Below are 25,914 nucleotides of genomic sequence, written 5' to 3'. Positions count from 1 at the left end.
TAGCCCTGGCAGGAGCGTTTTCCGTGAGCCTTAGCGCTCGACCTCACCCTTGATGAACTTCTCGACGTTCTCGCGGGCCTCGTCGTCGAAGTACTGGACCGGCGGGGACTTCATGAAGTAGCTGGAGGCCGACAGGATCGGGCCGCCGATACCGCGGTCCTTGGCGATCTTCGCGGCGCGCAGGGCGTCGATGATGACACCCGCGGAGTTCGGGGAGTCCCAGACCTCGAGCTTGTACTCCAGGTTCAGCGGGACGTCACCGAAGGCGCGGCCCTCGAGGCGGACGTAGGCCCACTTGCGGTCGTCGAGCCAGGCCACGTAGTCGGACGGGCCGATGTGAACGTTCTTCTCGCCGAGGTCCCGGTCGGGGATCTGGGAGGTGACGGCCTGCGTCTTGGAGATCTTCTTCGACTCGAGGCGGTCACGCTCGAGCATGTTCTTGAAGTCCATGTTGCCGCCGACGTTCAGCTGCATCGTGCGGTCCAGGACGACGCCCCGGTCCTCGAACAGCTTCGCCATGACGCGGTGCGTGATGGTGGCGCCGACCTGGGACTTGATGTCGTCGCCGACGATCGGGACACCGGCCTCGGTGAACTTGTCCGCCCACTCCTTGGTGCCGGCGATGAAGACCGGGAGGGCGTTGACGAAGGCGACCTTGGCGTCGATGGCGCACTGGGCGTAGAACTTCGCCGCCTCCTCGGAGCCGACCGGCAGGTAGCAGACGAGGACGTCGACCTGCTTCTTCTTGAGGACCTTGACGACGTCGACCGGCTCGGCCTCGGATTCCTCGATGGTCTCGCGGTAGTACTTGCCGAGACCGTCGAGGGTGTGGCCCCGCCGCACCTTCACACCGGTGTTCGGCACGTCGCAGATCTTGATGGTGTTGTTCTCGGAGGCGCCGATGGCGTCGGCGAGGTCGAGGCCGACCTTCTTCGCGTCGACGTCGAACGCCGCGACGAACTCGATGTCACGGACGTGGTAGTCGCCGAACTGGACATGCATCAGCCCGGGGACCTTCGACGCCGGGTCGGCGTCCTTGTAGTACTCGACTCCCTGAACCAGCGACGCAGCGCAGTTGCCCACGCCGACGACGGCTACGCGAACCGAACCCATTCCGGTTGCTCCCTGTGTGTACGAGTGAGGCCCTGGCAGGGACCTCACGTGGCGGTGTCGCCGGGCGTATCCGGCCCGGGGGTGTCCCCGGGCCGGGGCAGGACGCCCGGCGCTCCCTCTGTGGTGTCGCGAGCGGCTTCTCCATGGCCGGGGCCCTTCAGGTCCCGACCGGCCCGCTCGCTTTCGATGAGCTCGTTCAGCCAGCGCACTTCGCGCTCCACGGACTCCATCCCGTGGCGCTGGAGCTCAAGCGTGTAGTCGTCGAGTCGCTCCCGGGTGCGTGCCAGCGAGGCACTCATCTTCTCCAGGCGCTCCTCCAGCCGGCTGCGCCGGCCTTCGAGGACTCGCATGCGGACGTCGCGCGAGGTCTGCCCGAAGAAGGCGAAACGAGCGGCGAAGTGCTCGTCCTCGTACGCGTCGGGACCCGTCTGCGAGAGCAGCTCCTCGAAGTGCTCCTTACCTTCCGCCGTCAACCGGTAGACGATCTTGGCGCGACGCCCTGCGAGTGGTGCGGCGAGGGCGTCCTCCGTGGTGTGTCCCGGTTCCTCGATCAACCAGCCGTTGGCGACCAGCGTCTTGAGGCAGGGGTAGAGCGTGCCGTAGCTGAAGGCACGGAACACACCCAGTGACGTGTTGAGGCGTTTGCGCAGCTCGTAGCCGTGCATCGGGGACTCGCGGAGCAGTCCGAGGACGGCGAACTCGAGGATCCCGGAACGCCGGCTCATCGTCGCCTCCTCGTCACTGTCTCGCACCGATGTATCGACTCGATACATCAAGACGATAGAACGGCCTTCCGGCAGCGACAAGTGGGGGGACAGTGAACGGGATCACATCAATGATTCATGCGAACCAAGTTGCCTGATTTGGGGTGAACTTCGGGGCTCGGCGGGTTTTGACGGTGCGTAGTCTGTGCGGCATGCACGCCACCGGGAAGCGAGTGACGCCTGGGGGGCGTCGTTGTCCCGGTGCAGTACGGATGAATGCGCGACCGACCGCATCCGTACTTCGGGGGGACCGGAAACCAGCCGCCGTTTCCAGGCGCGCAAAGGTGCGCCTGCCCGAGGAGTAGTCGTTCGATGAGCGAGCACCGTCGCAAACCGCCGCAGCCGCAGGGAGGCGGACGTGCCGCGGCCCGACGCGGCCAGTCCGGCTCGTCCTCCGGCCGCCGCGCGGCTCCGCGAGGCGCCACCGGGTCTCTTGCCGACTCCTATGGGACGAGTTCCCAGGAGTCCGCTGCTTTCGGTCCGGGAGGCGACGAACGTCAGTACGGCAGCCGTGCCGAGGCCCGCCGTGCGGCCCAGAGAAGCGCGGGCGGCGGTGGTCGGCGCAGAGGGCCGGAGCCGGGCCGCGGGAACCGCCGCGGAGCGCCGACGGGCCGGGGGCGGGCGGCCGATCCCGGCAGGAAGCGGCTGATCGACTATCCGCGCGCCGGCAAGTACGGCGTGGCGCGCTGGGTGCCGTCCTGGAAGCTGGTGACGGGGCTGTTCATCGGTTTCATCGGAAGCCTGGTGGCCGTGGCCGGCGTCGGGTACGCGCTCGTCAGCGTTCCGAACATTGACAAGACCGCGACGGCGCAGAACAACGTCTTTTACTGGTCCGACGGCAGCGAGATGGTTTCCACCGGCGGTGAGACCAACCGTCAGATCATCAACCTCGCGCAGATCCCGAAGGCGATGCAGTACGCCGTCGTCTCGCAGGAGAACAAGACCTTCTACACCGACAGCGGCATCGACCCCAAGGGCATCGCCCGCGCCGTGTTCAACATGGTCAGGGGCGGCGAGACTCAGGGTGGTTCCACCATCACCCAGCAGTACGTCAAGAACGCGCTCCTGAACGACCAGTCCCAGACCGTCACACGCAAGTTCAAGGAGATCTTCATCTCCATCAAGGTCGGAGCCACGGTCAACAAAGACCAGATCATGGCCGAGTACCTGAACTCCGCGTACTACGGACGCAACGCCTACGGCCTCCAGGCCGCCGCCCGCGCGTACTTCAACAAGGACGCCGAGAAGCTGGACCCGGGCGAGTGCGCCTTCCTGGCCGCCACGTTGAAGGGCGCCACGTACTACGACCCGGCGGGCGCGACCTCCATCGACCCCGCGAACGCCACGCCTGAGGCCAACCAGAAGCGGGCCCTCAGGCAGATGCAGGACACCCTGAACAAGATGGTCGAGTACGGCCATCTCAGCGCGGCGGACCGGGCCAACTACACCTCGCTTCCCAAGTGGCAGAACCCCCGCTCCAACACCCAGCTCAAGGGTCAGGTCGGCTACCTGGTCGACCTTGCCAAGGCCTATCTGGTCAACAAAAAGATCATCACCGCCGACCAGCTTCAGCAGGGTGGCTACTCGATCTACACGACCTTCGACAAGAAGAAGGTCGGCGAGCTCGAGGCAGCGGTCAAGAAGGTCCGCAAGGAGAACATCGACCCCAAGAAGCGGCCGACGAAGGACACCTTCGTCCAGTTCGGCGGTGCGTCGGTGGAGCCGTCCACCGGTGCGATCCGAGCCTGTTACGGCGGCGAGGACGCGACCACCCACTTCACCAACAACTGCGACTCGACGGGTGCCCAGGTCGGTTCGACCTTCAAGACCTTCGTGCTCGCCGCTGCGATGAAGTGGGGCGTGCGCGATCCGGACCTCGGCGAGAGCCAGGCACAGGACGAGCGCACGGTCGTCAACGCGAAGAGCCTGTTCAGCGGCAAGAACGACCTCAAGATCAAGAACTACGACGGTTCGATCTGGAAGAACGAGGAGGGCAAGGAGTGGCTCCAGGAGAACGACGGCAAGCAGTCCTACGGCTCTCCGCCCAAGTTCCAGATCGACCTTCGTGAGGCGATGCGGGAGTCGGTGAACTCCGCCTTCGTGCAGCTCGGCATGGATGTCGGCCTGGACAAGGTGAAGGAGGCGGCCATGGACGCGGGTCTGAAGGAGAACAGTCTGGCCGGCACCAACTTCCCCTCCTTCTCCATCGGTATCTCCGACCCCAGCGCCATCCGCATGGCGGGCGCGTACGCCACCTTCGCGGCCAGCGGCAAGCAGAACGAGCCGTTCTCCGTCGAGAGGGTCACGAGCAAGGACGGGGAGGTCTTCAAGCACAAGGCGGCGCCCGAGCAGGCCTTCGAGAAGAAGGTCGCCGACAACGTCACCGACGTTCTCAAGACCGTGGTCGACAAGGGCACGGGTACCAACGCCAAGCTGACCGGCCGTGACGTGGCGGGCAAGACCGGTACCACGGACGGCAACAAGTCCGCCTGGTTCGTCGGGTACACCCCGCAGCTGTCCACGGCGATCACCATGTTCCGGCTGGACGACGACGAGACCAAGAAGAACCGCACGTTCCTGGAGATGTACGGCACGGGTGGCCAGGAGAAGATCCACGGTGCGTCGTTCCCGTCCGAGATCTGGCACGACTACATGGAGCAGGCGCTGAAGGGTCAGCCAACGATCGACTTCCCGACGCCGGAGCCCATCGGTAAGGTCCTCAACGAGGAACCGAGCCCGACGCCGACGCCTACGCCCACCGAGAGCGAGTCGTCCACTCCGACGCCCACGCCGACGCCCACCCCGTCGTTCGTCACCCCGTCGCCGACGGCGTCGGAGACCTGCCGGTTCACCTGGCAGTGTGACGACTCGAGCGGCGGCACGGACAACGGTGGCACCGACGGGGGCGTGACCCCCACACCGACGGCCACGTCGACGGAGGAGAACAGCAACGGCAACGGCAACGGCAACGGAGGTCTCTTCGGCGGATCGACTGGGTAGATAGTGTCCTCGTAGGCGGGGTGTCCGCCCTGGTGATCGAGAAAGCAGAAAGTGCCTCTGACAGGTGAGAACGAGGATTGCTGAGTCCTCGTTCCTGCCACCGGCGGGGGCACTTTCCAGTTCAAAGAGCGCGTTGGTCTCGCAGATCGAGGTGGTGCTCTGGTGGAGACGGTCCGCTAGTCCGGTCCAGATACGGCTATATCAGCGGCGCTGGTGCGCGGAGCTGCGGACGCTGCACGATCCGGCCATGGTCCTGAGGGAGTCACGCTCCCGGTGGCGCTGGGAGGGCGCAGATGATCGTGGACATTGATGACGGGCTCCTCGTCTGGACCACTGCATCCCTGTGAGCAGCACCAGCCCCCAGAGCCGTGAGCTCTGCGCACACCCGACACAACAGCTGGGGCGTCAAGCTGCCCAGACTTCGAAAAACTCACCACTGAGAGGTCCATCAGCAAGCTGACGGGCCTCATGAACGATCGAGGCGTGAGCATGTAGCAGCCCCGATTGCATTGCTGTTTTGACGAGTTCATGGCAGAATTGTCATGGCGTGTTAAACGGGAAAAGCCATCCGGTTTCAACTAGGCCGGACAGTAACTGGGGGGACAATGTTGGATTCCAAGCTCGCACGCATGGCCGTGGGAGCCGCAGGCGCCGCCGTGATGATTGTCGCAACGGCGAGTCCAGCCTTTGCCGCAAACAAGACCGTTAACATAGGTCATGGCTACATGACTTTCATCGACGACGGAGACGTCTTCAAGATTTGCGATACTCAGGCGGATGGAAAGGGGGTGTATGGTGCGGTTTTCTATAACTCATATTTCACCACCTCCGGCTATGAAAGAGTTATGACGGTCTCCGATGGCGGCGACAGTGGATGTGACAGTAAGGGGTATAATATCGGAAATTCTGGCACCTATACCTTCGTCATCTGCTGGGGGAAGTACCCGACCAGCGCATTCATGGATGCCACCATGGGTGAACCGTGTAGCGATAGTGGCGAGTTTAATGAATAGGCGCCAGATGGCCCAATTGGGTAACTAGCTGGATGCTTCGTGAGGGGTCGTGGGATCACTGGCGGCCCCTATTTTTTTGACTGCGGTGGAAAATTAGTCATCGCGGGCTGCGTGCATCTGAGGCCGGGAAAAGTAAGTGCTCCCACCTCCCCGCCTGCGCTGGTCTGAACGCAGCCGGATGCAGCTCTGCTGGTGGTGTAACCGGCTACCTTCAGAGAAAGCCGCTAACCTCGATCATTTATGATGGCCTGTCAGCCTGCTGATGGGCCCTTTGTGGTTTGGTGGGTTTTTCGGAGTCTGGGCAGCTTGACGGCCCAGCTGTTGTGGCGGGTGTATGCCGGGCTCCACGCCTTCGGCGAGCTGATGCTACTCACGGAGATGAAATGGTGTTGGCCGGCCTGGTCTCGGGAGGGAATAAACCAGTTCAAGATTTTGGTGACCACGTCGGTCCAGGGCCAGCGCTTGGCCAGGCGGAGATAGCGGCGGCGTGACGGGCTGGACGGTGGTGAGAACAGCCGAAGCCGTAAGGGACCGGGGGCCAGAAGACCATGCTTGTCCAGCCAGGCGAGCAGAGGCAGCCAGATGAGCAGGACCAGAGCTATCCGGATGATGGCCAGCAAGATCAGGTTCGTGGCGCCGTGGAGGGGGACGATTCGCAGCCGGTGGCACGCGTGGCGCGGCTGTGGTCTTCGGCGCGGGGCCGCGCCGCCGGTGACGCAGTCCGAAGGCTGTGATCGTTTCGCCTGCGGTGCGGGCGGCGAATCAGGCCACCGCATCCCGTCGCCAGCCATGACGACCCGAGGGTCTAACTCCTCCCGCGAGGCCACCGTCTCCGGGGCGCGACCTGACAGCTTGGGATCAAACACCAATTCCGGGTTGAAACAACGGGAGAGAACGACCTCTGATCAAGAGTGGAGGAGCGTGTCAGGCTTATGCGGAGGGGGCGTGCGGTGACGCCTGCTTCAGGGCCGCCGCATCGTCGGTGCGGCGGCCCTCGGCGTACTCCTAGCCTTGTACGGCAGGATGTGCGGCATGCCCAGTGCTGAATCGACGCCAGCGAGCGTGGACGAGTTGGACCTCGTACCTCCGACCAGGAACGACGAGGTCGCCAGGAGTGGCAGCGAGTTGATCGGTGGCCCTCTGGGGCGCCGTGCTCTGCTGGGGACGTCCTGGTGGAACCCCGTGCGGGTCATCGTTCTCGTGGCCATCGGAGTGTTCGCTCTGGGCCTGGTCCAGAAGGCGCCCTGCTACGACGGCGCCTGGTTCTTCGGGGCCAGCTCCCAGTACACGCACGCGTGCTACTCCGACATCCCGCACCTCTACCAGGGACGGGGCTTCGCCGACGGGCTCGTCCCGTACTTCGACAAGCTCCCCGGTGACATGCAGTACCTCGAATACCCGGTGCTGACCGGCGTGTTCATGGAGGTCGCCGCCTGGCTGACACCCGGCAGCGGCAGCATCCAGGACCAGGAGCAGTGGTACTGGATGGTCAACGCGGGGATGCTGATGGCCTGCGCGGCCGTCATCGTCGTCTGCGTGAGCCGTACGCACGCCCGTCGCCCCTGGGACGGGCTGCTGGTCGCACTGGCGCCGGCTTTCGCGCTGACCGCCACCATCAACTGGGACCTGTTGGCGGTCGCTCTGACGGCCTCCGCGATGCTGATGTGGGCCCGCGGCCGTTCGCTCGCCTTCGGCGTCCTCCTGGGCCTCGCCACGGCCGCCAAGCTCTATCCCGTCTTCCTGCTCGGCCCGCTGTTCGTGCTGTGCTGGCGGGCGGGCAAGTGGCGGGACTTCGGCAAGGCCCTGGGCGGCGCGGTCGTCTCCTGGCTCGTGGTGAACCTGCCGGTGATGTTCTTCGCCTTCGACGGCTGGTCGAAGTTCTACACGTTCAGCCAGGAGCGGGGCGTGGACTTCGGCTCGTTCTGGCTGATCATGGCCCAGAACTCCAGCGACCCGCTGAGCACCGAGACCGTCAACACCTTCGCCACGCTGCTGATGCTGCTGGCCTGCGCGGGCATCGCGGCACTGACGCTGACCGCCCCGCGCCGGCCGCGTTTCGCCCAGCTCGCGTTCCTGATCGTCGCCGCGTTCATCCTCACCAACAAGGTCTACTCCCCGCAGTACGTCCTGTGGCTGGTGCCGCTGGCCGTACTGGCCCGGCCCAAGTGGCGGGACTTCCTGATCTGGCAGGCCTGCGAGGTGGCGTACTTCCTCGGTATCTGGATGTACCTCGCGTACACGACCAGCGGCAACGCCCACAAGGGTCTGCCGACCGACGGCTACCACTGGGCCATCGGGCTGCATCTGATGGGGACGGCCTACCTGTGCGCGATGGTCCTGCGCGACATCCTCATGCCGGAGCGGGACGTGGTGCGACTGGCCGGCGACGACGATCCGTCGGGCGGTGTGCTCGACCGGGCGGAGGACGTCTTCGTGCTCGGCGCCGCAGCCCATCGACCAAGGCACGCCGGGCACTTCGACGGACCGCAGGTGGAGTGGGGCAGCGAACCGGGTACCACCGACCGTTCGCTTTGAGCGAACACGCCTGGGTGTCACAACACGAAAGGCCGTACAGGGGCTGCCCTGTACGGCCTTTTGCTGTTTCTCCGCGGCGGCGTCTCTACGGCGTCTCCACGGAGCCTCTTGGACGGCTCAGCGGTCGACGATGCGGTCGAACTGCGTGGTGGTGTGGCGCAGATGGGCCACCAGCTCCTCGCCGACCTTCGGCTCCGGGGCGTCCGACGGCACAAAGAGGATGGAGACCTGCATGTGCGGCGGCTCGGCGAACCAGCGCTGCTTGCCGCCCCAGACGAACGGAGAAAGGTTCCGGTTGACCGTGGCCAGGCCGGCGCGGGCGACTCCCTTGGCGCGCGGCATGACGCCGTGCAGGGCCTTCGGGGCCTCCAGGCCCACACCGTGCGAGGTGCCGCCCGCCACGACGACCAGGAAGCCGTCGGAGGCCGCCTTCTGCTGCCGGTAGCCGAAGCGGTCCCCCTTGGAGACGCGGGTGACGTCCAGGACGGCGCCACGGTACTCGGTGGCGTCGTGGTCCCCGAGCCACAGCCGGGTCCCGATGCGGGCCCGGAAGCGGGTCTGCGGGAACTGCTGCTGGAGCCGGGCGAGGTCCTCGGCCTTGAGGTGGCTGACGAACATGGTGTGCAGCGGCAGCCGGGCCGCGCGCAGCCGGTCCATCCAGCCGATGACCTCCTCGACGGCGTCCGAGCCGTCGGTGCGGTCCAGCGGCAGGTGGATCGCGAAGCCCTCCAGGCGGACGTTCTCTATGGCGGCGTGCAACTGCGGCAGTTCCTGCTCACTGATGCCGTGCCGCTTCATCGAGGACATCACCTCGACGACCACACGGGCGCCCACCAGGCCGTAGACCCCGTCGATGGACGACACCGAGCGGATCACCCGGTCAGGCAGGGGCACGGGCTCCTCGCCCCGTCGGTAAGGCGTCAGCACCAGCAGGTCACCGCCGAACCAGTCCTTGATCCGAGCGGCCTCGTAGGTCGTGCCGACGGCGAGGACGTCCGAGCCCAGCCGGGTGGCCTCCTCCGCCAGCCGCTCGTGTCCGAAGCCGTAGCCGTTGCCCTTGCAGACCGGGACGAGTCCCGGGAACTGCTCCTGCACGTGCTTGTGGTGCGCACGCCAGCGCGCGGTGTCGACGTAGAGCGTGAGCGCCATGGCCGGACCCGGAACCTTTCTGGTGGCTGCGGTGTATCAGAGGTATGCGAGCTATTGAACCGAAGAGCGCGGCGTCAGCGGCGCGACATGTAGATGTCGAGCGCCTTGTGGAGCAGCTTGTTGAGCGGGAAGTCCCACTCGCCGAGGTACTCGGCCGCCTGGCCGCCTGTGCCCACCTTGAACTGGATCAGACCGAAGAGGTGGTCGGTCTCGTCCAGCGAGTCGGAGATGCCCCGCAGGTCGTAGACGGTCGCGCCGAGGGCGTAGGCGTCGCGCAGCATCCGCCACTGCATCGCGTTCGAGGGCCGGACCTCACGGCCGATGTTGTCGGAGGCGCCGTAGGAGTACCAGACGTGCCCGCCGACGATCAGCATGGTCGCCGCCGACAGGTTCACGCCCTCGTGGCGGGCGAAGTACAGCCGCATCCGGTTGGGGTCCTCGGTGTTGAGGGCCGTCCACATGCGCTGGAAGTACGACAGCGGACGCGGCCGGAAGTGGTCGCGGACCGCGGTGATCTCGTACAGCCGCTGCCATTCCTCGAGGTCCTGGTAGCCGCCCTGGACGACCTCGACGCCGGCCTTCTCGGCCTTCTTGATGTTGCGGCGCCACAGCTGGTTGAAGTTCTTGTGGACCTCTTCCAGGGAGCGGTTCGCGAGCGGCACCTGGTAGACGTACCGCGGCTGGACGTCACCGAAGCCGGCTCCCCCGTCCTCGCCCTGCTGCCAGCCCATCCGGCGGAGCTTGTCGGCGACCTCGAAGGCGCGCGGCTCGATGAAGTCGGCCTCGACGTCGCGCAGCCGCTTCACGTCCGGGTTCTGGATGCCGGCCTTGATGGAGGTGGCCTCCCAGCGCCGGATGATCACCGGCGGGCCCATCTTCACGGAGAAGGCGCCCTGGTGCTTGAGGTGCGCGAGCATCGGTTCCAGCCACTCGGTCAGATTCGGCGCGAACCAGTTGATGACCGGGCCCTCGGGCAGATAGGCGAGGTAGCGCTTGATCTTGGGCAGCTGGCGGTAGAGGACGAGACCCGCGCCCACCAGTTCGCCTGTCTTCTCGTCGAACCAGCCGAGGCTCTCGGAGCGCCACTCCGCCTTGACGTCTGCCCAGGCAGGAACCTGCATGTGGCTCGCCGAGGGCAGGCTCTGGATGTAGGCCAGATGCTGCTCGCGGCTGATCGTCCTCAGGGTCAGGCTCATTCGGGGCGCTCCTCGGGCTGGTGTGTCCCCATGGGTACAGGGGCTCCGGCTCTCGCGCCGAAGCCTACTGCGCCTGACGAGCGCCCCGACTGGGCATACGGCACCTGCGTCCCGGCTGTGGGGCCACCGAGGCGTTCCGCGGTGCTTTGGGTGGTTGTCGAGGGGCGGGTGCCCGTGGCGTCAGCTGATGACCCCACCGAAGAGGCCGCCGTGCGCCATGCCGAGGAAGAAGCCGACCGCGGCCGCGCCCAGACCCAGGATCAGTCCGAAGCGCTCCCTGGTCGTCTCCGAGATCCACTGGCCGTACGCGCCGGTGAGGATGCCCACCAGGCCGGTCCAGGAGCTGAGCAGGTGCAGGTTGTGGAACATCGCCGTCACGAACGCCGTGATGCCCAGCACCAGGGTCACCGCGAGCAGGGTGTCCTGGAGGGGATGGGGCTTTCCGTCCGTGGCGAAGAGGCCTCCGGCGGTGTTGGGTCGCATTGCCTGTGCCATAGGGCACCTCCTGCGGAAGGCGGCGCATCGTAGCGCCATACACACCCGATGTGTACAGAGTGACGGTCCCCGAGGCCGGATTTCAACCGGAAGCCGGTGTGCGGGTAGTCTGTACCGTCTGCAAGGTGTCTGCCCATGTCACGACCGGGTCTACCGCAAGGGAGCCCCGATTGTCAGTGGCGGCCGATACCGTTGCGTACGCATCACAACCCTCCTGCCACGGAACGACCGTGGCCGCTGAGTCCAAAGGAGGTGGGTTCCACATGCGTCACTACGAGGTGATGGTCATCCTCGACCCCGATCTGGAGGAGCGCGCCGTCGCCCCCCTGATCGAGAACTTCCTCTCCGTCGTCCGTGAGGGCAACGGCAAGGTCGAGAAGGTCGACACCTGGGGCCGTCGTCGTCTCTCGTACGAGATCAAGAAGAAGCCCGAGGGCATCTACTCGGTCATCGATCTGCAGGCTGAGCCCGCGATCGTCAAGGAGCTCGACCGACAGCTGAACCTGAACGAGTCGGTCCTCCGGACCAAGGTCCTCCGCCCCGAGACCCACTGAGCTCTCCCGCTCAGCTGATCCCGGGATTCGAGTAGCAGCAACCAAGCAGCCAGAGCAGCAAACCCGCCGAGAGGTTCCCCATGGCAGGCGAGACCGTCATCACGGTCGTCGGCAATCTTGTCGACGACCCCGAGCTGCGCTTCACCCCTTCCGGTGCGGCGGTCGCGAAGTTCCGTGTCGCGTCCACCCCCCGCACCTTCGACCGTCAGACGAACGAGTGGAAGGACGGCGAGAGCCTGTTCCTGACCTGCTCCGTCTGGCGTCAGGCGGCGGAGAACGTCGCCGAGTCGCTTCAGCGAGGCATGCGCGTCATCGTGCAGGGCCGGCTGAAGCAGCGGTCCTACGAGGACCGTGAGGGCGTCAAGCGCACGGTCTACGAGCTGGACGTCGAGGAAGTCGGCGCCAGCCTGCGCAGTGCCACGGCCAAGGTCACCAAGACGGCCGGCGGTGCCGGTCGGGGTGGCCAGGGCGGTTACAGCGGCGGTGGCGGTGGCGGCCAGGGTGGCGGCGGCTGGGGTGGAAACTCCGGCGGCGGTCAGCAGGGCGGCGGCGCTCCCGCTGACGACCCGTGGGCCACCAGCGCTCCCGCCGGTGGCAACCAGGGCGGTGGCGGTGGCGGCTGGGGTGGAAACTCCGGCGGCGGTGGCGGCGGCTACTCGGACGAGCCCCCCTTCTAGGCCTCGGGCCGAGGGGTGGGTCGTACCCACACTTCTTGATCACACAGGAGAAACACCATGGCGAAGCCGCCTGTGCGCAAGCCTAAGAAGAAGGTCTGCGCTTTCTGCAAGGACAAGGTCACGTACGTGGACTACAAGGACACGAACATGCTGCGGAAGTTCATTTCCGACCGCGGCAAGATCCGTGCCCGCCGCGTGACCGGCAACTGCACGCAGCACCAGCGTGACGTCGCCACGGCCGTCAAGAACAGCCGTGAGATGGCGCTGCTGCCCTACACCTCCACCGCGCGATAAGGGAAGGGTGACCGACTAATGAAGATCATCCTCACCCACGAGGTCTCCGGCCTCGGTGCCGCGGGCGACGTCGTCGACGTCAAGGACGGTTACGCTCGCAACTACCTGATCCCGCGGAACTTCGCGATCCGCTGGACCAAGGGCGGCGAGAAGGACGTCGAGCAGATCCGTCGTGCTCGCAAGATCCACGAGATCCAGACCATCGAGCAGGCCAACCAGGTGAAGGCGCAGCTCGAGGGCGTCAAGGTCCGCCTGGCCGTCCGGTCCGGCGACGCCGGTCGTCTCTTCGGTTCCGTCACCCCGGCCGACATCGCTTCCGCGATCAAGGCTTCCGGTGGCCCCGAGGTCGACAAGCGCCGCATCGAGCTGGGCTCGCCCATCAAGACCCTGGGCGCCCACGAGACGTCCGTGCGTCTGCACCCCGAGGTTGCCGCCAAGGTCAACATCGAGGTCGTCGCGGCCTGATCGCCGCGTCTGGCTTGAGCAGTTGCGTCTCGCTTGAGCAGTTGGGAAAGGGGCCGCACCGTTGAAGGTGCGGCCCCTTTCGCATGCTCGAACCAACGGGAAGGGCATCGTGTTTCACGTGAAACGTGACGGCCCGCGATGTTTCACGTGAAACGGTCAGCGGGTCGCGCCCGTGACGATCCAGCGACCCGAGCGGGTTCGCAGCCACAGCGTCAGCATGCGGACTGCCATCATCAGCGTCATCGCTGCCCACACGGCCGTGAGACCGCCGCCCAGGACCGGGACGAGCAGAGCAGCCGGAGTGAAGACGGCCAGGGTGACCACCATGGCCCAGGCCAGGTACGGTCCGTCGCCGGCACCCATGAGGACGCCGTCCAGAACGAAGACCACACCGCAGATCGGCTGGGAGAGAGCCACGATCACCAGAGCGGGCAGTGCGGCGTCCTGGACCGTGGAGTCACTGGTGAACAGGGGCAGGAACAGGGGCCGGGCGAGCACGACCAGCACTCCCAGGACGATGCCGACAGCGATGCCCCACTCCACCATCCGACGGCAGGCCTGACGGGCACCGTCTCTGTCACCGGCGCCCAGATAGCGACCGATGATGGCCTGCCCGGCGATGGCGATCGCGTCCAGGGCGAAGGCGAGCAGGCTCCACAGAGACAGGATGATCTGGTGGGCGGCGATGTCGGCATCGCCGAGGCGGGCCGCCACGGCTGTCGCGATCATCAGGATCGCCCTCAGGGAAAGCGTGCGAACCAGAAGGGGAGCGCCGGCCTGAGCCGAGGCCCTGATCCCGGCGGCGTCGGGACGCAGGGAAGCTCCATGTCTGCGGGCTCCGCGGACGACGACCACAAGATAGACGGCCGCCATGCCGAACTGGGCGATGACCGTGCCCCAGGCGGAGCCGGCGATGCCGAGATCTGCGCCGTAGACGAGGGCCGCGTTGAGGACGCCGTTGGCTACGAAGCCGGCGACGGCGACGTACAGAGGAGTTCTGGTGTCCTGAAGTCCGCGCAGTACTCCGGTCGCGGCGAGAACCACCAGCATGGCGGGGATGCCGAGTGCTGAGATCCGCAAGTAGGTGATGGCGTAGGGGGCCGCGGTGTGGGAGGCGCCGAAGAGCTCCACGATCGAGGGCGCGGTGGGGACGAACACGGCGATGACGGCGGCCCCGAGCAGCAGGGCGAGCCAAATGCCGTCCATGCCCTGGCGGATGGCGGCCTGGAGGTCGCCTGCTCCCACCCGTCGGGCGACCGCGGCCGTGGTGGCGTAGGCGAGGAAGACGAAAACGCTGACGGCCGTCGTGAGGAGGGCCGAGGCGATGCCGAGGCCGGCGAGTTGTGCGGTCCCCAGATGGCCGACGATCGCGCTGTCGGCCATCACGAAGAGGGGTTCGGCGACGAGTGCGCCGAAGGCCGGAACGGCGAGTGCGACGATCTCGCGGTCGTGCTGTCGCCGAGTCGCCTTGGGGGCTGCGGACGCCTGTGTCATGTGCACCAATCTAATCGTCCACAGGTAAGAGATGCAATGCTCATTGAACCCTTACCTGTGTGCGCATGGTGCGCGCTGTGACGAACAGCTCGAACTGATCTTGAGCCGACTGGGAAAGTTTTTCTTCTGCACAGCCGGTGGACGGCGAAAGCCCAGGTCAACGTGGTTCTTTAAGAAGAGTGCCGGGCTTGTTCACAGGACTGTCCACCGGGTCGTGCACAGGTTTTGCGGAGTTCTCCACAGCATCCGGGCCGTCGTCCACATGGCCTGTGGATAACCAGATTGGCTGACGGTGCCCGCGGGCCTACGGTGGTCCGGCGCCCGCTCCGTCCGTCGGCCTGGAAATCATCACAAACCCGACGCGCCAGAACCGGAGTTGGGCGTCTCATTTGTCAGTGCCGTGCCGTAGAAATGAGAAGCACGGCGAGGGTCCGCTCGGCGGACGGGAGGAGGTGGCTCGGTGAGTATTTCCGAGCCCTTGGACGACCCGTGGGCCGACAGCGGGCCCAGTGATCGTCTGCCGTCCTCGCGCCGCCGCGGCGACGGAGGCCGTGGCCGGGACGAGCAGCACGACCGGGGCAGGGACAGCGAGTGGGACGGCGGAGGCACGGCCTTCGAGCGGGTCCCGCCCCAGGACCTGGACGCCGAGCAGTCCGTCCTCGGCGGCATGCTGCTGTCCAAGGACGCCATCGCCGACGTCGTCGAGGTCATCAAGGGCCACGACTTCTACAAGCCCGCCCACGAGACGATCTTCCAGTCGATCCTGGACGTCTACGCCAAGGGCGAGCCGGCCGACCCCATCACCATCGCCGCCGAACTCACCAAACGCGGTGAGATCAACAAGGTGGGCGGCGCATCGTATCTGCACACCCTCGTCCAGACCGTGCCCACGGCGGCCAACGCCGAGTACTACGCGGAGATCGTCCATGAGCGCGCCGTCCTGCGCCGCCTGGTCGAGGCCGGTACCCGCATCACCCAGATGGGATACGCGGCGGACGACGACGTCGACGAGATCGTCAACCGGGCGCAGGCCGAGATCTACGCGGTCACCGAGCAGCGCACCAGCGAGGACTACCTGCCGCTCGGCGACATCATGGAGGGTGCACTCGACGAGATCGAGGCGATCGGCTCGCGCAGCGGTGAGATGACCGGTGTGCCGACCGGGTTCACGGACCTCGACTCGCTCACCAACGGCCTGCACCCGGGCCAGATGATCGTCATCGCGGCCCGCCCCGCCATGGGAAAGTCCACGCTCGCCCTGGACTTCGCGCGCGCGGCGTCCATCAAGAACAACCTCGCCAGCGTCATCTTCTCCCTCGAGATGGGACGCAACGAGATCGCGATGCGACTGCTGTCGGCCGAGGCGAGAGTGGCCCTGCACCACATGCGTTCGGGCACCATGACCGACGAGGACTGGACCCGGCTGGCCCGTCGGATGCCCGAGGTGTCCTCCGCGCCGCTCTACATCGACGACTCCCCGAACCTGTCGATGATGGAGATCCGGGCGAAGTGCCGGCGGCTGAAGCAGCGCAACGACATCAAGCTCGTGATCATCGACTATCTCCAGCTGATGCAGGCCGGCGGCTCCAAGCGCCAGGAGAGCCGTCAGCAGGAGGTGTCGGACATGTCCCGTAACCTCAAGCTCCTGGCCAAGGAGCTGGAGGTCCCGGTGATCGCGCTCTCGCAGCTCAACCGTGGTCCCGAGCAGCGCACGGACAAGAAGCCGATGGTGTCCGACCTGCGTGAGTCCGGTTCTATCGAGCAGGACGCCGACATGGTGATCCTGCTGCACCGCGAGGACGCCTACGAGAAGGAGTCACCGCGCGCGGGCGAGGCGGACATCATCGTCGGCAAGCACCGTAACGGCCCGACGGCCACGATCACCGTCGCCTTCCAGGGCCACTACTCCCGCTTCGTGGACATGGCTCAGACCTGACGGGTGCGAGGGGAGCCGCCTCTCAGCGGCGCGTCTCGTACCTGCTCAGGACCACGCCACCCGGGAAGGTCCGGGTCTCCAGCAGATTCAGGTTCACCCAGGTGTCCAGCGCGGCGAAGAACGGCGTGCCGCTGCCCACCAGGACCGGGTGGGCGACGACCGCGTACTCGTCGATCAGTCCGGCGCGCATGGCTGCCCCGGCGAGCGTCGCTCCGCCGATGGTCATGGGGCCGGTGTCCTCGGACTTGAGCCGGGTGATCTCGGCGATCGCGTCGCCTGTGACAAGACGGGCGTTCCAGTCGACCTTGTCGAGCGTTGAGGAGAACACCACCTTCGGCGTGTCCCGCCAGTTCCGCGCGAACTCGATCTCCGCCGGAGTGGCGTCCGGCTGCTGGTCGCCGGTCGGCCAGTGGGAGCTCATCGCCTCCCACAGCTTGCGTCCGTACAGCGTCACGCCACTCGCCCGCTCGTAGTCGAGCCACCACTGGAACAGCTCATGGTTGCGCGGGCCGCCCCAGCTGATGTCGTCGCCGGGCGCGGCGATGAAGCCGTCCAGGGTCAGGTTCATGCCGTAGATGAGTTTTCGCATGGCCCAGCCTTCCGTCCCCGGGTGTCCGGTGTGGAGACCAGGGTGGCGCGGGAAACTCATCGGTGCGCGATCTGGGTGCGCCGGCGGTCCTCGTGCTCGTGGCTCAGCGCGGTGTACGCGGCCGCCACGGGGTAAGCCACCCGATGTCGACGTCGGGCTTAAGAAGTCGACGTACGGGGCCCTCGCGGGATGGACTGGGGGCATGACGACATCTCAGGAAGAGCTGCTTCCCGGCACGCGCAGGGCGCTGCTGCACCGGATCGCCGTGGCCCAGGCCGAGGGGAGGGCGCCCTCGCTGGTGGCGGCGGTCGTACGGGGCGGACGGGCCGTGTGGCACGGGTCCCGCACGTCGGTGGACGGGCACGGGCCGGACGAGACCGTGCAGTACCGCATCGGGTCGATCACCAAGACCTTCACCGCCGTTCTCGTCCTGCGACTGCGGGACGAGGGGCTGCTCGACCTCGGCGACCCCCTCGAGAAGCATCTGCCCGGCACGGGGGCGGGGGAGGCCACCGTCGCCGAACTGCTCGCCCACACCGGTGGACTGGCGGCCGAATCGCCCGCCCCCTGGTGGGAACGTACGTCCGGCTCACTGCGCCCCGAACTCGCCGACGTGCTGGGTGAGCAGCCGTTGCTGCATCCGGTGGGGCGCCGCTTCCACTACTCGAACCCCGGATACACCCTGCTGGGCGCGCTGGTCGAGAGGCTGCGCGGGGCTCCGTGGGAGGAGGTCCTGCGGCGGGAGGTCCTCGTACCGCTGGGACTCGACCGCACTGGGGTTCGTCCCGAGGCGCCGCACGCCGGTGGTTGGGCCGTGCATCCATGGGCCGACGTGATGCTGCCGGAACCCGCCGAGGACCTCGGGCGGATGGCTCCCGCGGGGCAGCTGTGGTCCACCACGGCCGACTTGGCGCGCTTCGCGGGTTTCCTGACGAACGGCGACGACCGCGTGCTGAGCGCGGAGACCGTGCGGGAGATGCGGACGCCCGCGGCTCCGCCGGGGATCGAGGACCTCGCCGACGGTGCTTCTTACGGGCTCGGGTTGCAGGTGCAGCATCGTGCGGGGCGGTTGCTGGTGGGGCATTCGGGCTCGCTGCCCGGCTTCCTGGCGAACCTGACGATCGGGGTGGAGGACGATGTCGCCGCGGTCGTGCTCGCCAACTGCACTTCCGGCCCGCTGCTGTCCACGGTCGGTGCCGACCTCGTGCGGATCGTCGCCGAGGCCGAGCCCAGGATCCCCGAGCCCTGGCGTCCCCTGCGCGAAGCCGACGCGCCCGCACTGGAGTTGGCGGGGCAGTGGTACTGGGGGACGCACGGATTCGCCCTGCGGCTGACGGCGGACGGACTCGCTTCGCTGGAGCCTCTGTCCGGTGCCGGCCGTCGTTCGCGGTTCCGGGCCAACGGTGACGGCACCTGGACGGGGCTGGAGGACTATTTCGAGGGGGAGCTCCTGACGGCCGTACGACGGCCTGACGGGTCCGTGGATCACCTCGACCTCGGGTCGTTCGTGTTCACCCGGCAGCCCTACGACCAGGAGGCCTCCGTGCCGGGGGGAGTGGACCCGCAGGGATGGCGTGGCATCGGATAGTCGCCCGGAGAGCTCCGGCAGCTCAGAGGGCCAGCTTGAAGCCCACGTGCGAGGCCGTGAAACCGAGCCGTTCGTAGAAGCGGTGGGCGTCCGTGCGGGTGGTGTCGGACGTCAACTGCACCAGCCGGCACCGGTGGCGCCGGGATTCCTCGATCGCCCATTCGATGAGCAGGGTCCCGAGCCCGCTGCCGCGCTCGTCGGCGTGGACGCGTACCCCCTCGATGATCGACCTGGTGGCACCGCGCCGGGACAGTCCTGGAACGACGGTGAGCTGAAGGGTGCCCACGACGCGGTCCTCTCGGGTGGCCACCACCAGATGCTGGTTCGGGTCGGAGGTGAGGCGCTCCAGCGCGGCCAGGTAGGGGGTCAGGTCGCCCGGTGACTCCCGCTCGGCACCCAGGGGGTCGTCGGCGAGCATCGCCACGATGGCGGGGACGTCGTCCGCCGTGGCGGGCCGTATTTCAAGATCTTGCATGAGCGGCACCCTACGCGGGGGCTAGGGGGCGGAAGCGGAGCGGGAGAGTAGCCAGCGTTTGCATATATAGCGCGTCTGCAATTATTGTGGATGAGCGCAACATGCTCCTGCAATCGTCTGGGAAGGTGTCACCCCCATGCCGCTCGCGCTTCTGGCTCTCGCGATCGGGGCCTTCGGAATCGGCACGACAGAGTTCGTGATCATGGGCCTGCTGCCCGAGGTCGCGGACGACTTCGGGGTCTCCATCCCCAGCGCCGGGTTCCTGGTCACCGGCTACGCGCTGGGCGTCATGCTCGGTGCCCCGCTCATGACCGCACTGGGCACCAGGGTCTCCCGCAAGCGGATGCTGATGCTGCTGATGGGGCTGTTCATCGTCGGCAACCTGCTCTCCGCCCTCGCCCCCGTGTTCAGTGTCATGCTGATCGGCCGCGTCATCGCCTCCCTCGCTCATGGAGCCTTCTTCGGCATCGGGTCGGTCGTCGCCGCCGACCTCGTCGCCCCGGACAAGAAGGCCGGAGCCATCTCGATGATGTTCACCGGCTTGACCGTCGCCAATGTCGTCGGCGTTCCGCTGGGAACGCTGATCGGACAGACCGCGGGCTGGCGGCTCACCTTCACGCTCGTCGCCGCGCTCGGTGTCGCGGGCCTCGCGGGCATCGCCCGGCTCGTCCCCGAGATGCCCCGGCCCGAAGGGGTACGTCTGCGTCACGAACTGGCCGCCTTCAAGAACGCCCAGGTCCTGCTCGCCATGGCGATGACCGTCCTCGGCTTCGGCGGAGTCTTCGCCGCCATCACCTACATCGCGCCGATGATGACCCACGTGGCCGGTTTCGCCGACGGCTCGGTCACCTGGCTGCTGGTCCTCTTCGGGCTCGGCATGGTCGGCGGCAACCTCGTCGGTGGCAGGTACGCCGACCGCGCGCTGATGCCCCTGCTCTACGTCTCGCTGGGCGCCCTGGCCGTCGTACTCGCGCTCTTCACGCTGACCGCGCACCACAAGGTCCTGGCCGGCGTCACGATCGCCCTCATCGGTGCGCTCGGCTTCGCCGCCGTGCCCCCCTTGCAGAAGCGGGTGCTCGACCAGGCGCACGACGCTCCGACGCTCGCCTCGGCCGTCAACATCGGCGCCTTCAACCTTGGCAACGCCCTCTCGGCCTGGCTCGGCGGACTGGTCATCGCGGCCGGCTTCGGCTACACCGCCCCGAACTGGGTGGGTGCCGCCCTGGCCGCGGCAGCCCTGCTGCTCGCGTTCCTCTCGGCCGCGCTGGAGCGCAGGGGCAGTGCTCCCAGCTCCGTGGTGGCCGGTGCGACTCCTGCCGGACAGAGGCCTGCCGTGCATCACTGAGCGGCAACAGGACAACGTCGACGGCGCCGGATCCCCTGACCCGGGGGACCGGCGCCGTCGTACACCTGTGGTTCAGACCGCCGCCACTGTCAGCGGAGCGAAGCGCCGCTTCCAGTCCCCCGGCAGCTCGGAGATCCCGTACGCCATGACCGCGTTGTAGGCGACCGGAGCAAGGCCTCGCTCCTGGGCCCACGCCCGCAGCTCTTCGTGCCGTACGTCGATGTCGGTGCGCAGCGGACGATCGGTGCCGGTGGCCAGGGATGCGAGGAGTGCCTGGGCCGTCTCGGTGTCACGGGCGACCAACGGCCCCACGACGTGGGTGTCCATGTTGGGCCAGGCGGCCGCGTATCCGGTGATCCGGCCGCTCTCCTCGACGACGCGCAACTGGTCGGCGAAGGCGGGCAGCCGGGTGACGAGGTGCGTGCGATCGGTGCCGAGCACTTCCTCGTCGAGCTGGAGGATGGCGGCGAGATCCTCGGCGGTGGCCGCACGAGTACGCACCGTCGATGCGGAGCCGCCTGGTGTGAAGTGCCCCTTGAGCATCTCCGCCCGGCCGATGACCTTGAAGCCCAACTCCTCGTAGAGCGGACGGCCATAGGGCGTGGCGTGCAGGGTCAGCGGGGTGGTGCCCATCAAGGACAGGACGTGTTGCATGAGCCGACGCCCCACGCCCTGCCGGGCGTGCCGTTCGGCGACCAGCACCATCCCGATCGCGCCCAGGTCGGGTTGGTTGTACGGGCCGTACTCCGTGACGACGCACGCGGTGACGAGGCCTCCCTCGGGGTCGTCGATGCCGTAGCCCTTTCCGGCCGCGAGGAGGAAGCCCCATTTGTGTTCCTCACGCGGCCACCCCCGGTCCTGGGACAAGTCGGCGCAGGCGGTGAGATCGCGGAGCGTCAGACGGCGGATGGGGAGAGCGGCGAGAGAAGGAGTCGGCACGCAGGTCAGGCTGTCCGACGGGCACACTCGGCGTCCACCTGTTTCCAAGGGCAGGTACGAGCTTTTGGCCATGTCGTAGCCAAGCGCACATCGTGCGAACAGGTGCCGGGTGTTTCACGTGAAACATCGAAGAACAGCGACCATTCGGTGATCAACCCTGAGTGGCTCTGACGTCTCACCGTACTCATGTGCCACTACCCCGAGGTCGGTGTGAAGGTGCCATTAGCCTCGGGGCCGTGGCGAGACTTCATCTTTTCGACCTCGACGGCACATTGCTGCACGGGACCACCGCACCCGTGGAGATCTCCCGGCAGCTAGGACTCGAAGCCGAGGCGGTGGCGCTCGACCGGGCCATCGGTGCCGGGCTGATCGGTCCGCCCGAATATGCGCAGCAGGTGTACACGCTGTGGGCGGCGCTGACCGAAGCACACGTGGCCACGGCCTTTGAGAGGGCCCCATGGCTGGCGCGCATCCGTGAGGTCTGGGCCGAAATCAGGGCGCAGGGCGACTACTGCGCGGTGATCTCGCTTTCGCCGTCCTTCTTCGTGGAGCGACTCACCGGCTGGGGAGCCCATGCCGCATACGGCTCCCGCTTTCCGGCCGTTCCCTTCGTCGAACCCGTCGATCCGACCGGAGTCCTGAGTGCCGCAGCCAAAGTCCTCATCGCGGACCGGTTGTGCGCGGAGTTCGGCGTGACGCGGGCGGACTGCATTGCCTATGGCGACTCGTCCTCAGACAAGGACCTGTTCGGTGCGGTGCCGGTCTCCGTGGCGGTCAATGCCGACCATCACCTGTCCGAGATCTCAACGCATTCCTACACGGGTAAGGATCTGTGGGACGCCTATGAACTGGTGCGCGTCGCAAGGTAGTTGTCGCGATGGACGGTTCTCCCGTGCGGGACTCGTGGGGACCGGTAGGGTCGGCTCCGGTTCCATTTCGTATAGGGGTGCGACCTCTCGGTACGGACTGGAGCGGGGCAATGCAGCCTAACGGGACGGAGAGATCGAAGACCCGCGTTTGTGGTTATGAGGCCAGGCGTCCGCACGCGGTGGGACGCTGCGGTGAGAGTACTGCGGCCGATGCCACGCTCTCGCCTCCTTGTCCGTGAGGACCGCGAATGCGGGTGTCATGTGGCTGCGTTGGCCGTGATGCCGAGCGGACAGCTGTCTGCGGGGGAAGGCAGGCATCTTCCGACCGAGGAAGAGCGCAGACCGACCGAACGATGTTCGAGGCGAGGCACACCATGGACGCTCCGACCGCCATGTCGGGCGACGGCACTTCCGAGGGCGGCAACGGCACTTCCGAGATCGGGACTGGCTGGTTCGCTCCACACAGGGAACCGGAGGCAGCGCCCGGCACGGACGCCGAAGCGGACCCGACACACCGGCAGGCCGCACCTGTTCCGGCGCCCCGGCCCGCAGCCTCACCCCGCAGGGCGGGGCAGGCATTCCAGGCCCCGACGCACAAGCCCTCCTTCTCGCACTACGCTCACCTGCCCCAGAGCGACCAGCCGCCGTCCCCGGACGCCGTGCTCATCCGTCGCACCATGGCCGGGATCGCCGACGTGGCCGACCAGGTCACCTCGTACTTCTACGCACTGCTCTTCGTACGCCACCCCTACCTGCGCCCGCTGTTCCCGGCGGCCATGGACGCACAGCGGGACCGCCTGCTCAAGGCGCTGCTCACCGCCGCCGAGCACATCGACAACACCCCTGTGCTGGTCGCCTATCTCCAGAACCTGGGCCGGGGCCACCGCAAGTACGGCACGCGTCCGGAGCACTACCCGGCCGTCGGCGAATGCCTCATCGGCGCGCTGAGCAAGTACGCCCCCGGCGTCTGGGACGCGGAGACGGAAGCGGCCTGGGTACGGACGTACACGAAGATCTCGCAGGTGATGATCGACGCGGCCGCCACGGACGAACTACGGGCCCCGGCCTGGTGGTTCGCGGAGATCGTCTCGCACGACCTGAGGACCCGGGACGTCGCCGTCGTCACCGTCAGACCCGACCAGCCCTATCCCTTCGTCGCCGGCCAGTACACGAGCGTGGAGACGCCATGGTGGCCGCGCATCTGGCGGCACTACTCCTTCGCCTCGGCCCCCCGCTCAGACGGTCTGCTGTCGTTCCATGTGAAGGCCCTCCCCGCGGGCTGGGTCTCAGGCGCCCTGGTGCACCGCGCCCGGCCGGGCGACATCATCCGGCTCGGTCCGCCGACCGGATCGATGACCGTGGACCACACCAGCGACCGCGGCCTGCTGTGCCTGGGCGGCGGCACCGGCATCGCCCCGATCAAGGCGCTGGTCGAGGACGTCGCCGAACACGGCGCACAGCGTTCGGTCAACGTCTTCTACGGCGCTCGTACCGATCACGACCTGTACGACCTGGACACGATGCTCAGGCTTCAGCAGTCGCACCCCTGGCTGTCAGTGCGTGCCGTCGTCGACCGGCAGCCCCGGCTGCTCCCGGACGCCGTGCGCGAATACGGCCCCTGGCACGAGTACGACGCCTACCTCTCGGGGCCGCCCGGGATGATCCGTAGCGGTGTCGACACGCTCAGGTCCATCGGGATTCCCTCGGAACGCATACGCCATGACTCCGTGGAGGAGCTCGTCCTGGCGCAGTGATCCGCAGCCCGCGCGGGGCCCTGTAGTACCTGTCGGCGCTTCAGCCCAGGTCCGGAGCGTGCATGGCCCGTACGCCCTCGATGTTGCCGTCCAGATAGTGCCGCAGGGAGAGCGGGACGAGGTGCACGGAGGCGATCCCGACCCGGGTGAACGGGACGCGCACGATCTCGTACTCCCCGATCGGCTCGTCCACTTCAGGCCCGTGCCGCAGCGACGGGTCCATCGACTCCAGGTGGCAGACGAAGAAGTGCTGAACCTTCACGCCGGTCGTGCTGCCGCTGTCGCCGATGTGCTCGACGGTGTCCACGAAGCAGGGGACGACGTCGGTGATCTTGGCGCCGAGCTCCTCGTACACCTCACGGTGCAGGGCGTCGATCACGGTCGTGTCTGTCGGCTCGACTCCACCGCCGGGAGTCAGCCAGTAGGGATCCATGCCGGGCTTGGTGCGCTTGATCAGGATCAGGTCGTCACCATCGAGCAGGACGGCACGTGCGGTGCGCTTGACCACGGGTCGGACGGTCATGGGTGGAATGTGGCCCGGATGGTTCCACGTGAAACATCGCGTGGTGTCACCGGCCGGACTCGCTCGGTGAAGCTCGCAAAATGCCTGGTCAGCCCCAGTCGGCAGCGGCTCGGAGCAGCCATTCGTGTGCCCGTGCGATGTGCGGCATGGCCAGGGTCCCGGTACGGACCACCAGGAAGTACGTCCGCAGCGGTGGAACGGGGGGCTCGTGCAGCGCGACGACGTCTCCGCGTTGCAGGGCGGTCGCGCACAGGTAGCGGGGCAAGACCGCGAGTCCGGCGCCCGCGACGGCGCAGGCGAGCGCCGCACGAAGGTCAGGGACGACCACGGTGCCCGGGGCGGCCGGGCGGGAGTCGAAGACGGCGGCCCAGTAGCGCGAGACGAACGGGAGCGACTCATGCACCTCGATCACGGGGACCCCCTCGAAGGCGGGCGCTCGTCCGGTGGCCGACGCGCCCTCCGTCTCCGCCCCCGATCCGATCTGGTCGGCCCAGGCCGGCGCGGCGACCAGGACGTGCTCCTCGTCGCAGAGCGTGCTGGCGGTGAGCAGCGGGCCGCGCGGACGGGCCGTGCAGATGGCCAGATCATGATGCCCGGCGGCGAGCCCTTCCAGGGTCTCCTCGGCGTTTCCGAAGGAGGCTCGCAGGGCAAAGGCCTGGCCGTCCTCGCCGGTCAGCTCGGTGAGCGCGGGCAGTGCCCGTTCGGCGGTGAACTCGGGAGGGCCTGCGAGGTGCAGGGTGCGCAGGGAGGACTCATCGTCGAGCCCGGTCTCGGTGATCTCCACCAGGGCGTCGAGATGCGGGGCGGCCTTGTGGGCGAGTTCGTCACCGATGCTCGTCGGAGTCACACCGCGGGCCTGCCGTAAGAACAGAGGGCGGCCCAACTGCCGCTCCAGGGTGCGGATCTGCGAGGTGACGGCCGGCTGCGACAGGCCGAGCAGGGCGGCGGCGCGGGTGAAGGAACCGGCCCGGTGCACCGTCACAAAGGTGCGCAGCAGGGCCAGATCCATGGCGACGCCTCCCCTTCCCTGCCCTTCTCCCGGCATCGAGGCAGGGCCCAACTATAAATATGTCGATAGGTCTCTGTCGCTACTGTGATTGGACACTGACAGAGAGTCAATTAGCCTTGTTCGCGAGGTTCTTCGCGC

At 67.2% G+C, this 25,914-nt stretch carries 23 protein-coding genes; 12 read left to right on the top strand and 11 right to left on the bottom strand.

Features of this window, described 5'->3' with window-relative positions:
- Positions 1 to 30: 30 nt before the first annotated feature.
- Together IF54_RS0117405 and IF54_RS0117400 are read right to left on the bottom strand one after the other, a co-directional pair.
- Complete coding sequence (locus tag IF54_RS0117405; RefSeq protein ID WP_030319525.1) at positions 31 to 1,113, bottom strand: inositol-3-phosphate synthase; 1,083 nt, start codon at positions 1,111 to 1,113, stop codon at positions 31 to 33.
- Between the two features lie 44 nt (positions 1,114 to 1,157).
- The gene (locus tag IF54_RS0117400; protein ID WP_030319524.1) at positions 1,158 to 1,838 is read right to left on the bottom strand and encodes a PadR family transcriptional regulator; all 681 of its coding nucleotides are present in this window, start codon (positions 1,836 to 1,838) and stop codon (positions 1,158 to 1,160) included.
- 351 nt (positions 1,839 to 2,189) lie between these two features.
- Here IF54_RS0117400 and IF54_RS0117395 point away from each other — a divergent pair, with 351 nt between their 5' ends.
- From IF54_RS0117395 to IF54_RS0117385, 3 genes are all read left to right on the top strand, one after another.
- A complete protein-coding gene (locus IF54_RS0117395; protein ID WP_030319523.1) occupies positions 2,190 to 4,877 on the top strand; it encodes a transglycosylase domain-containing protein in 2,688 nt (895 codons plus the stop codon).
- A gap of 629 nt (positions 4,878 to 5,506) precedes the next feature.
- Positions 5,507 to 5,890 carry a hypothetical protein gene (locus IF54_RS41190; RefSeq protein WP_078852016.1) on the top strand — a complete coding sequence of 128 codons (384 nt, stop codon included), beginning with the start codon at positions 5,507 to 5,509 and terminating at the stop codon, positions 5,888 to 5,890.
- Between the two features lie 1,032 nt (positions 5,891 to 6,922).
- Entirely contained in the window at positions 6,923 to 8,425 is a 1,503-nt protein-coding gene (locus IF54_RS0117385; RefSeq protein WP_030319520.1) for a glycosyltransferase 87 family protein, read from the top strand.
- 117 nt (positions 8,426 to 8,542) lie between these two features.
- Here IF54_RS0117385 and IF54_RS0117380 read toward each other — a convergent pair whose 3' ends face one another.
- The 3 genes from IF54_RS0117380 to IF54_RS0117370 form a co-directional block, all read right to left on the bottom strand.
- Positions 8,543 to 9,574 (bottom strand): alanine racemase, encoded by a 1,032-nt coding sequence (locus tag IF54_RS0117380; RefSeq protein WP_030319518.1) that lies wholly within the window; start codon positions 9,572 to 9,574, stop codon positions 8,543 to 8,545.
- A 74-nt stretch (positions 9,575 to 9,648) separates the two neighbouring features.
- Positions 9,649 to 10,770 carry a peptidoglycan bridge formation glycyltransferase FemX gene (gene femX, locus IF54_RS0117375; RefSeq protein WP_030319516.1) on the bottom strand — a complete coding sequence of 374 codons (1,122 nt, stop codon included), beginning with the start codon at positions 10,768 to 10,770 and terminating at the stop codon, positions 9,649 to 9,651.
- Between the two features lie 180 nt (positions 10,771 to 10,950).
- Complete coding sequence (locus IF54_RS0117370; protein ID WP_030319514.1) at positions 10,951 to 11,265, bottom strand: hypothetical protein; 315 nt, start codon at positions 11,263 to 11,265, stop codon at positions 10,951 to 10,953.
- A gap of 263 nt (positions 11,266 to 11,528) precedes the next feature.
- Between IF54_RS0117370 and rpsF the strand changes: the two genes are divergently transcribed.
- The 4 genes from rpsF to rplI all read left to right on the top strand — a co-directional run bounded on the left by rpsF (position 11,529) and on the right by rplI (position 13,255).
- Entirely contained in the window at positions 11,529 to 11,819 is a 291-nt protein-coding gene (rpsF, locus tag IF54_RS0117365) for a 30S ribosomal protein S6 (RefSeq protein WP_020134133.1), read from the top strand.
- Positions 11,820 to 11,899: 80 nt separating this feature from the next.
- Positions 11,900 to 12,496 carry a single-stranded DNA-binding protein gene (locus IF54_RS0117360; RefSeq protein WP_030319512.1) on the top strand — a complete coding sequence of 199 codons (597 nt, stop codon included), beginning with the start codon at positions 11,900 to 11,902 and terminating at the stop codon, positions 12,494 to 12,496.
- 57 nt (positions 12,497 to 12,553) lie between these two features.
- A complete protein-coding gene (gene rpsR, locus IF54_RS0117355; RefSeq protein WP_003949403.1) occupies positions 12,554 to 12,790 on the top strand; it encodes a 30S ribosomal protein S18 in 237 nt (78 codons plus the stop codon).
- Between the two features lie 18 nt (positions 12,791 to 12,808).
- The gene (rplI, locus tag IF54_RS0117350; protein ID WP_020134131.1) at positions 12,809 to 13,255 is read left to right on the top strand and encodes a 50S ribosomal protein L9; all 447 of its coding nucleotides are present in this window, start codon (positions 12,809 to 12,811) and stop codon (positions 13,253 to 13,255) included.
- 156 nt (positions 13,256 to 13,411) lie between these two features.
- Here the strand turns inward: rplI and IF54_RS0117345 are convergent, their stop codons facing one another.
- Positions 13,412 to 14,749, bottom strand: a complete 1,338-nt coding sequence (locus IF54_RS0117345; RefSeq protein WP_030319511.1) for an MATE family efflux transporter — start codon at positions 14,747 to 14,749, stop codon at positions 13,412 to 13,414.
- Between the two features lie 460 nt (positions 14,750 to 15,209).
- Here IF54_RS0117345 and dnaB point away from each other — a divergent pair, with 460 nt between their 5' ends.
- On the top strand, positions 15,210 to 16,685 hold the full coding sequence (gene dnaB / locus IF54_RS0117340; RefSeq protein ID WP_028809036.1) for a replicative DNA helicase: 1,476 nt from the start codon (positions 15,210 to 15,212) through the stop codon (positions 16,683 to 16,685).
- Between the two features lie 22 nt (positions 16,686 to 16,707).
- Here dnaB and IF54_RS0117335 read toward each other — a convergent pair whose 3' ends face one another.
- Positions 16,708 to 17,274, bottom strand: coding sequence for a dihydrofolate reductase family protein (locus tag IF54_RS0117335; protein WP_030319509.1), 567 nt, complete (start codon positions 17,272 to 17,274; stop codon positions 16,708 to 16,710).
- Between the two features lie 202 nt (positions 17,275 to 17,476).
- Here IF54_RS0117335 and IF54_RS0117330 point away from each other — a divergent pair, with 202 nt between their 5' ends.
- A complete protein-coding gene (locus IF54_RS0117330) occupies positions 17,477 to 18,862 on the top strand; it encodes a serine hydrolase domain-containing protein (RefSeq protein WP_030319504.1) in 1,386 nt (461 codons plus the stop codon).
- Positions 18,863 to 18,884: 22 nt separating this feature from the next.
- Here the strand turns inward: IF54_RS0117330 and IF54_RS0117325 are convergent, their stop codons facing one another.
- Positions 18,885 to 19,337, bottom strand: coding sequence for a GNAT family N-acetyltransferase (locus tag IF54_RS0117325; RefSeq protein ID WP_030319502.1), 453 nt, complete (start codon positions 19,335 to 19,337; stop codon positions 18,885 to 18,887).
- Between the two features lie 136 nt (positions 19,338 to 19,473).
- On the opposite strand from IF54_RS0117325, the gene IF54_RS0117320 reads away from it, so the two are divergent.
- Positions 19,474 to 20,682: an MFS transporter gene (locus IF54_RS0117320; protein ID WP_030319501.1), complete on the top strand. Its 1,209-nt coding sequence runs from the start codon at positions 19,474 to 19,476 to the stop codon at positions 20,680 to 20,682.
- 72 nt (positions 20,683 to 20,754) lie between these two features.
- On the opposite strand, the gene IF54_RS0117315 is transcribed toward IF54_RS0117320, so the two are convergent.
- On the bottom strand, positions 20,755 to 21,621 hold the full coding sequence (locus IF54_RS0117315) for a GNAT family N-acetyltransferase (RefSeq protein ID WP_030319500.1): 867 nt from the start codon (positions 21,619 to 21,621) through the stop codon (positions 20,755 to 20,757).
- A 236-nt stretch (positions 21,622 to 21,857) separates the two neighbouring features.
- Between IF54_RS0117315 and IF54_RS0117310 the strand changes: the two genes are divergently transcribed.
- A complete protein-coding gene (locus IF54_RS0117310) occupies positions 21,858 to 22,490 on the top strand; it encodes an HAD family hydrolase (protein ID WP_030319497.1) in 633 nt (210 codons plus the stop codon).
- Between the two features lie 374 nt (positions 22,491 to 22,864).
- The gene (locus IF54_RS0117305) at positions 22,865 to 24,244 is read left to right on the top strand and encodes a globin domain-containing protein (protein ID WP_420790365.1); all 1,380 of its coding nucleotides are present in this window, start codon (positions 22,865 to 22,867) and stop codon (positions 24,242 to 24,244) included.
- Between the two features lie 40 nt (positions 24,245 to 24,284).
- Here the strand turns inward: IF54_RS0117305 and IF54_RS0117300 are convergent, their stop codons facing one another.
- Together IF54_RS0117300 and IF54_RS0117295 are read right to left on the bottom strand one after the other, a co-directional pair.
- Positions 24,285 to 24,767 (bottom strand): NUDIX domain-containing protein, encoded by a 483-nt coding sequence (locus IF54_RS0117300; protein WP_030319494.1) that lies wholly within the window; start codon positions 24,765 to 24,767, stop codon positions 24,285 to 24,287.
- Between the two features lie 88 nt (positions 24,768 to 24,855).
- Positions 24,856 to 25,776, bottom strand: a complete 921-nt coding sequence (locus tag IF54_RS0117295) for a LysR family transcriptional regulator (RefSeq protein WP_030319493.1) — start codon at positions 25,774 to 25,776, stop codon at positions 24,856 to 24,858.
- Between the last annotated feature and the right edge of the window lie 138 nt (positions 25,777 to 25,914).

The sequence above is a fragment of the Streptomyces sp. NRRL B-3229 genome (genome assembly GCF_000719505.1).
GTDB classification, from domain to species: domain Bacteria; phylum Actinomycetota; class Actinomycetes; order Streptomycetales; family Streptomycetaceae; genus Streptomyces; species Streptomyces griseorubiginosus.
This window is presented reverse-complemented; position numbering and strand designations above follow the sequence as displayed.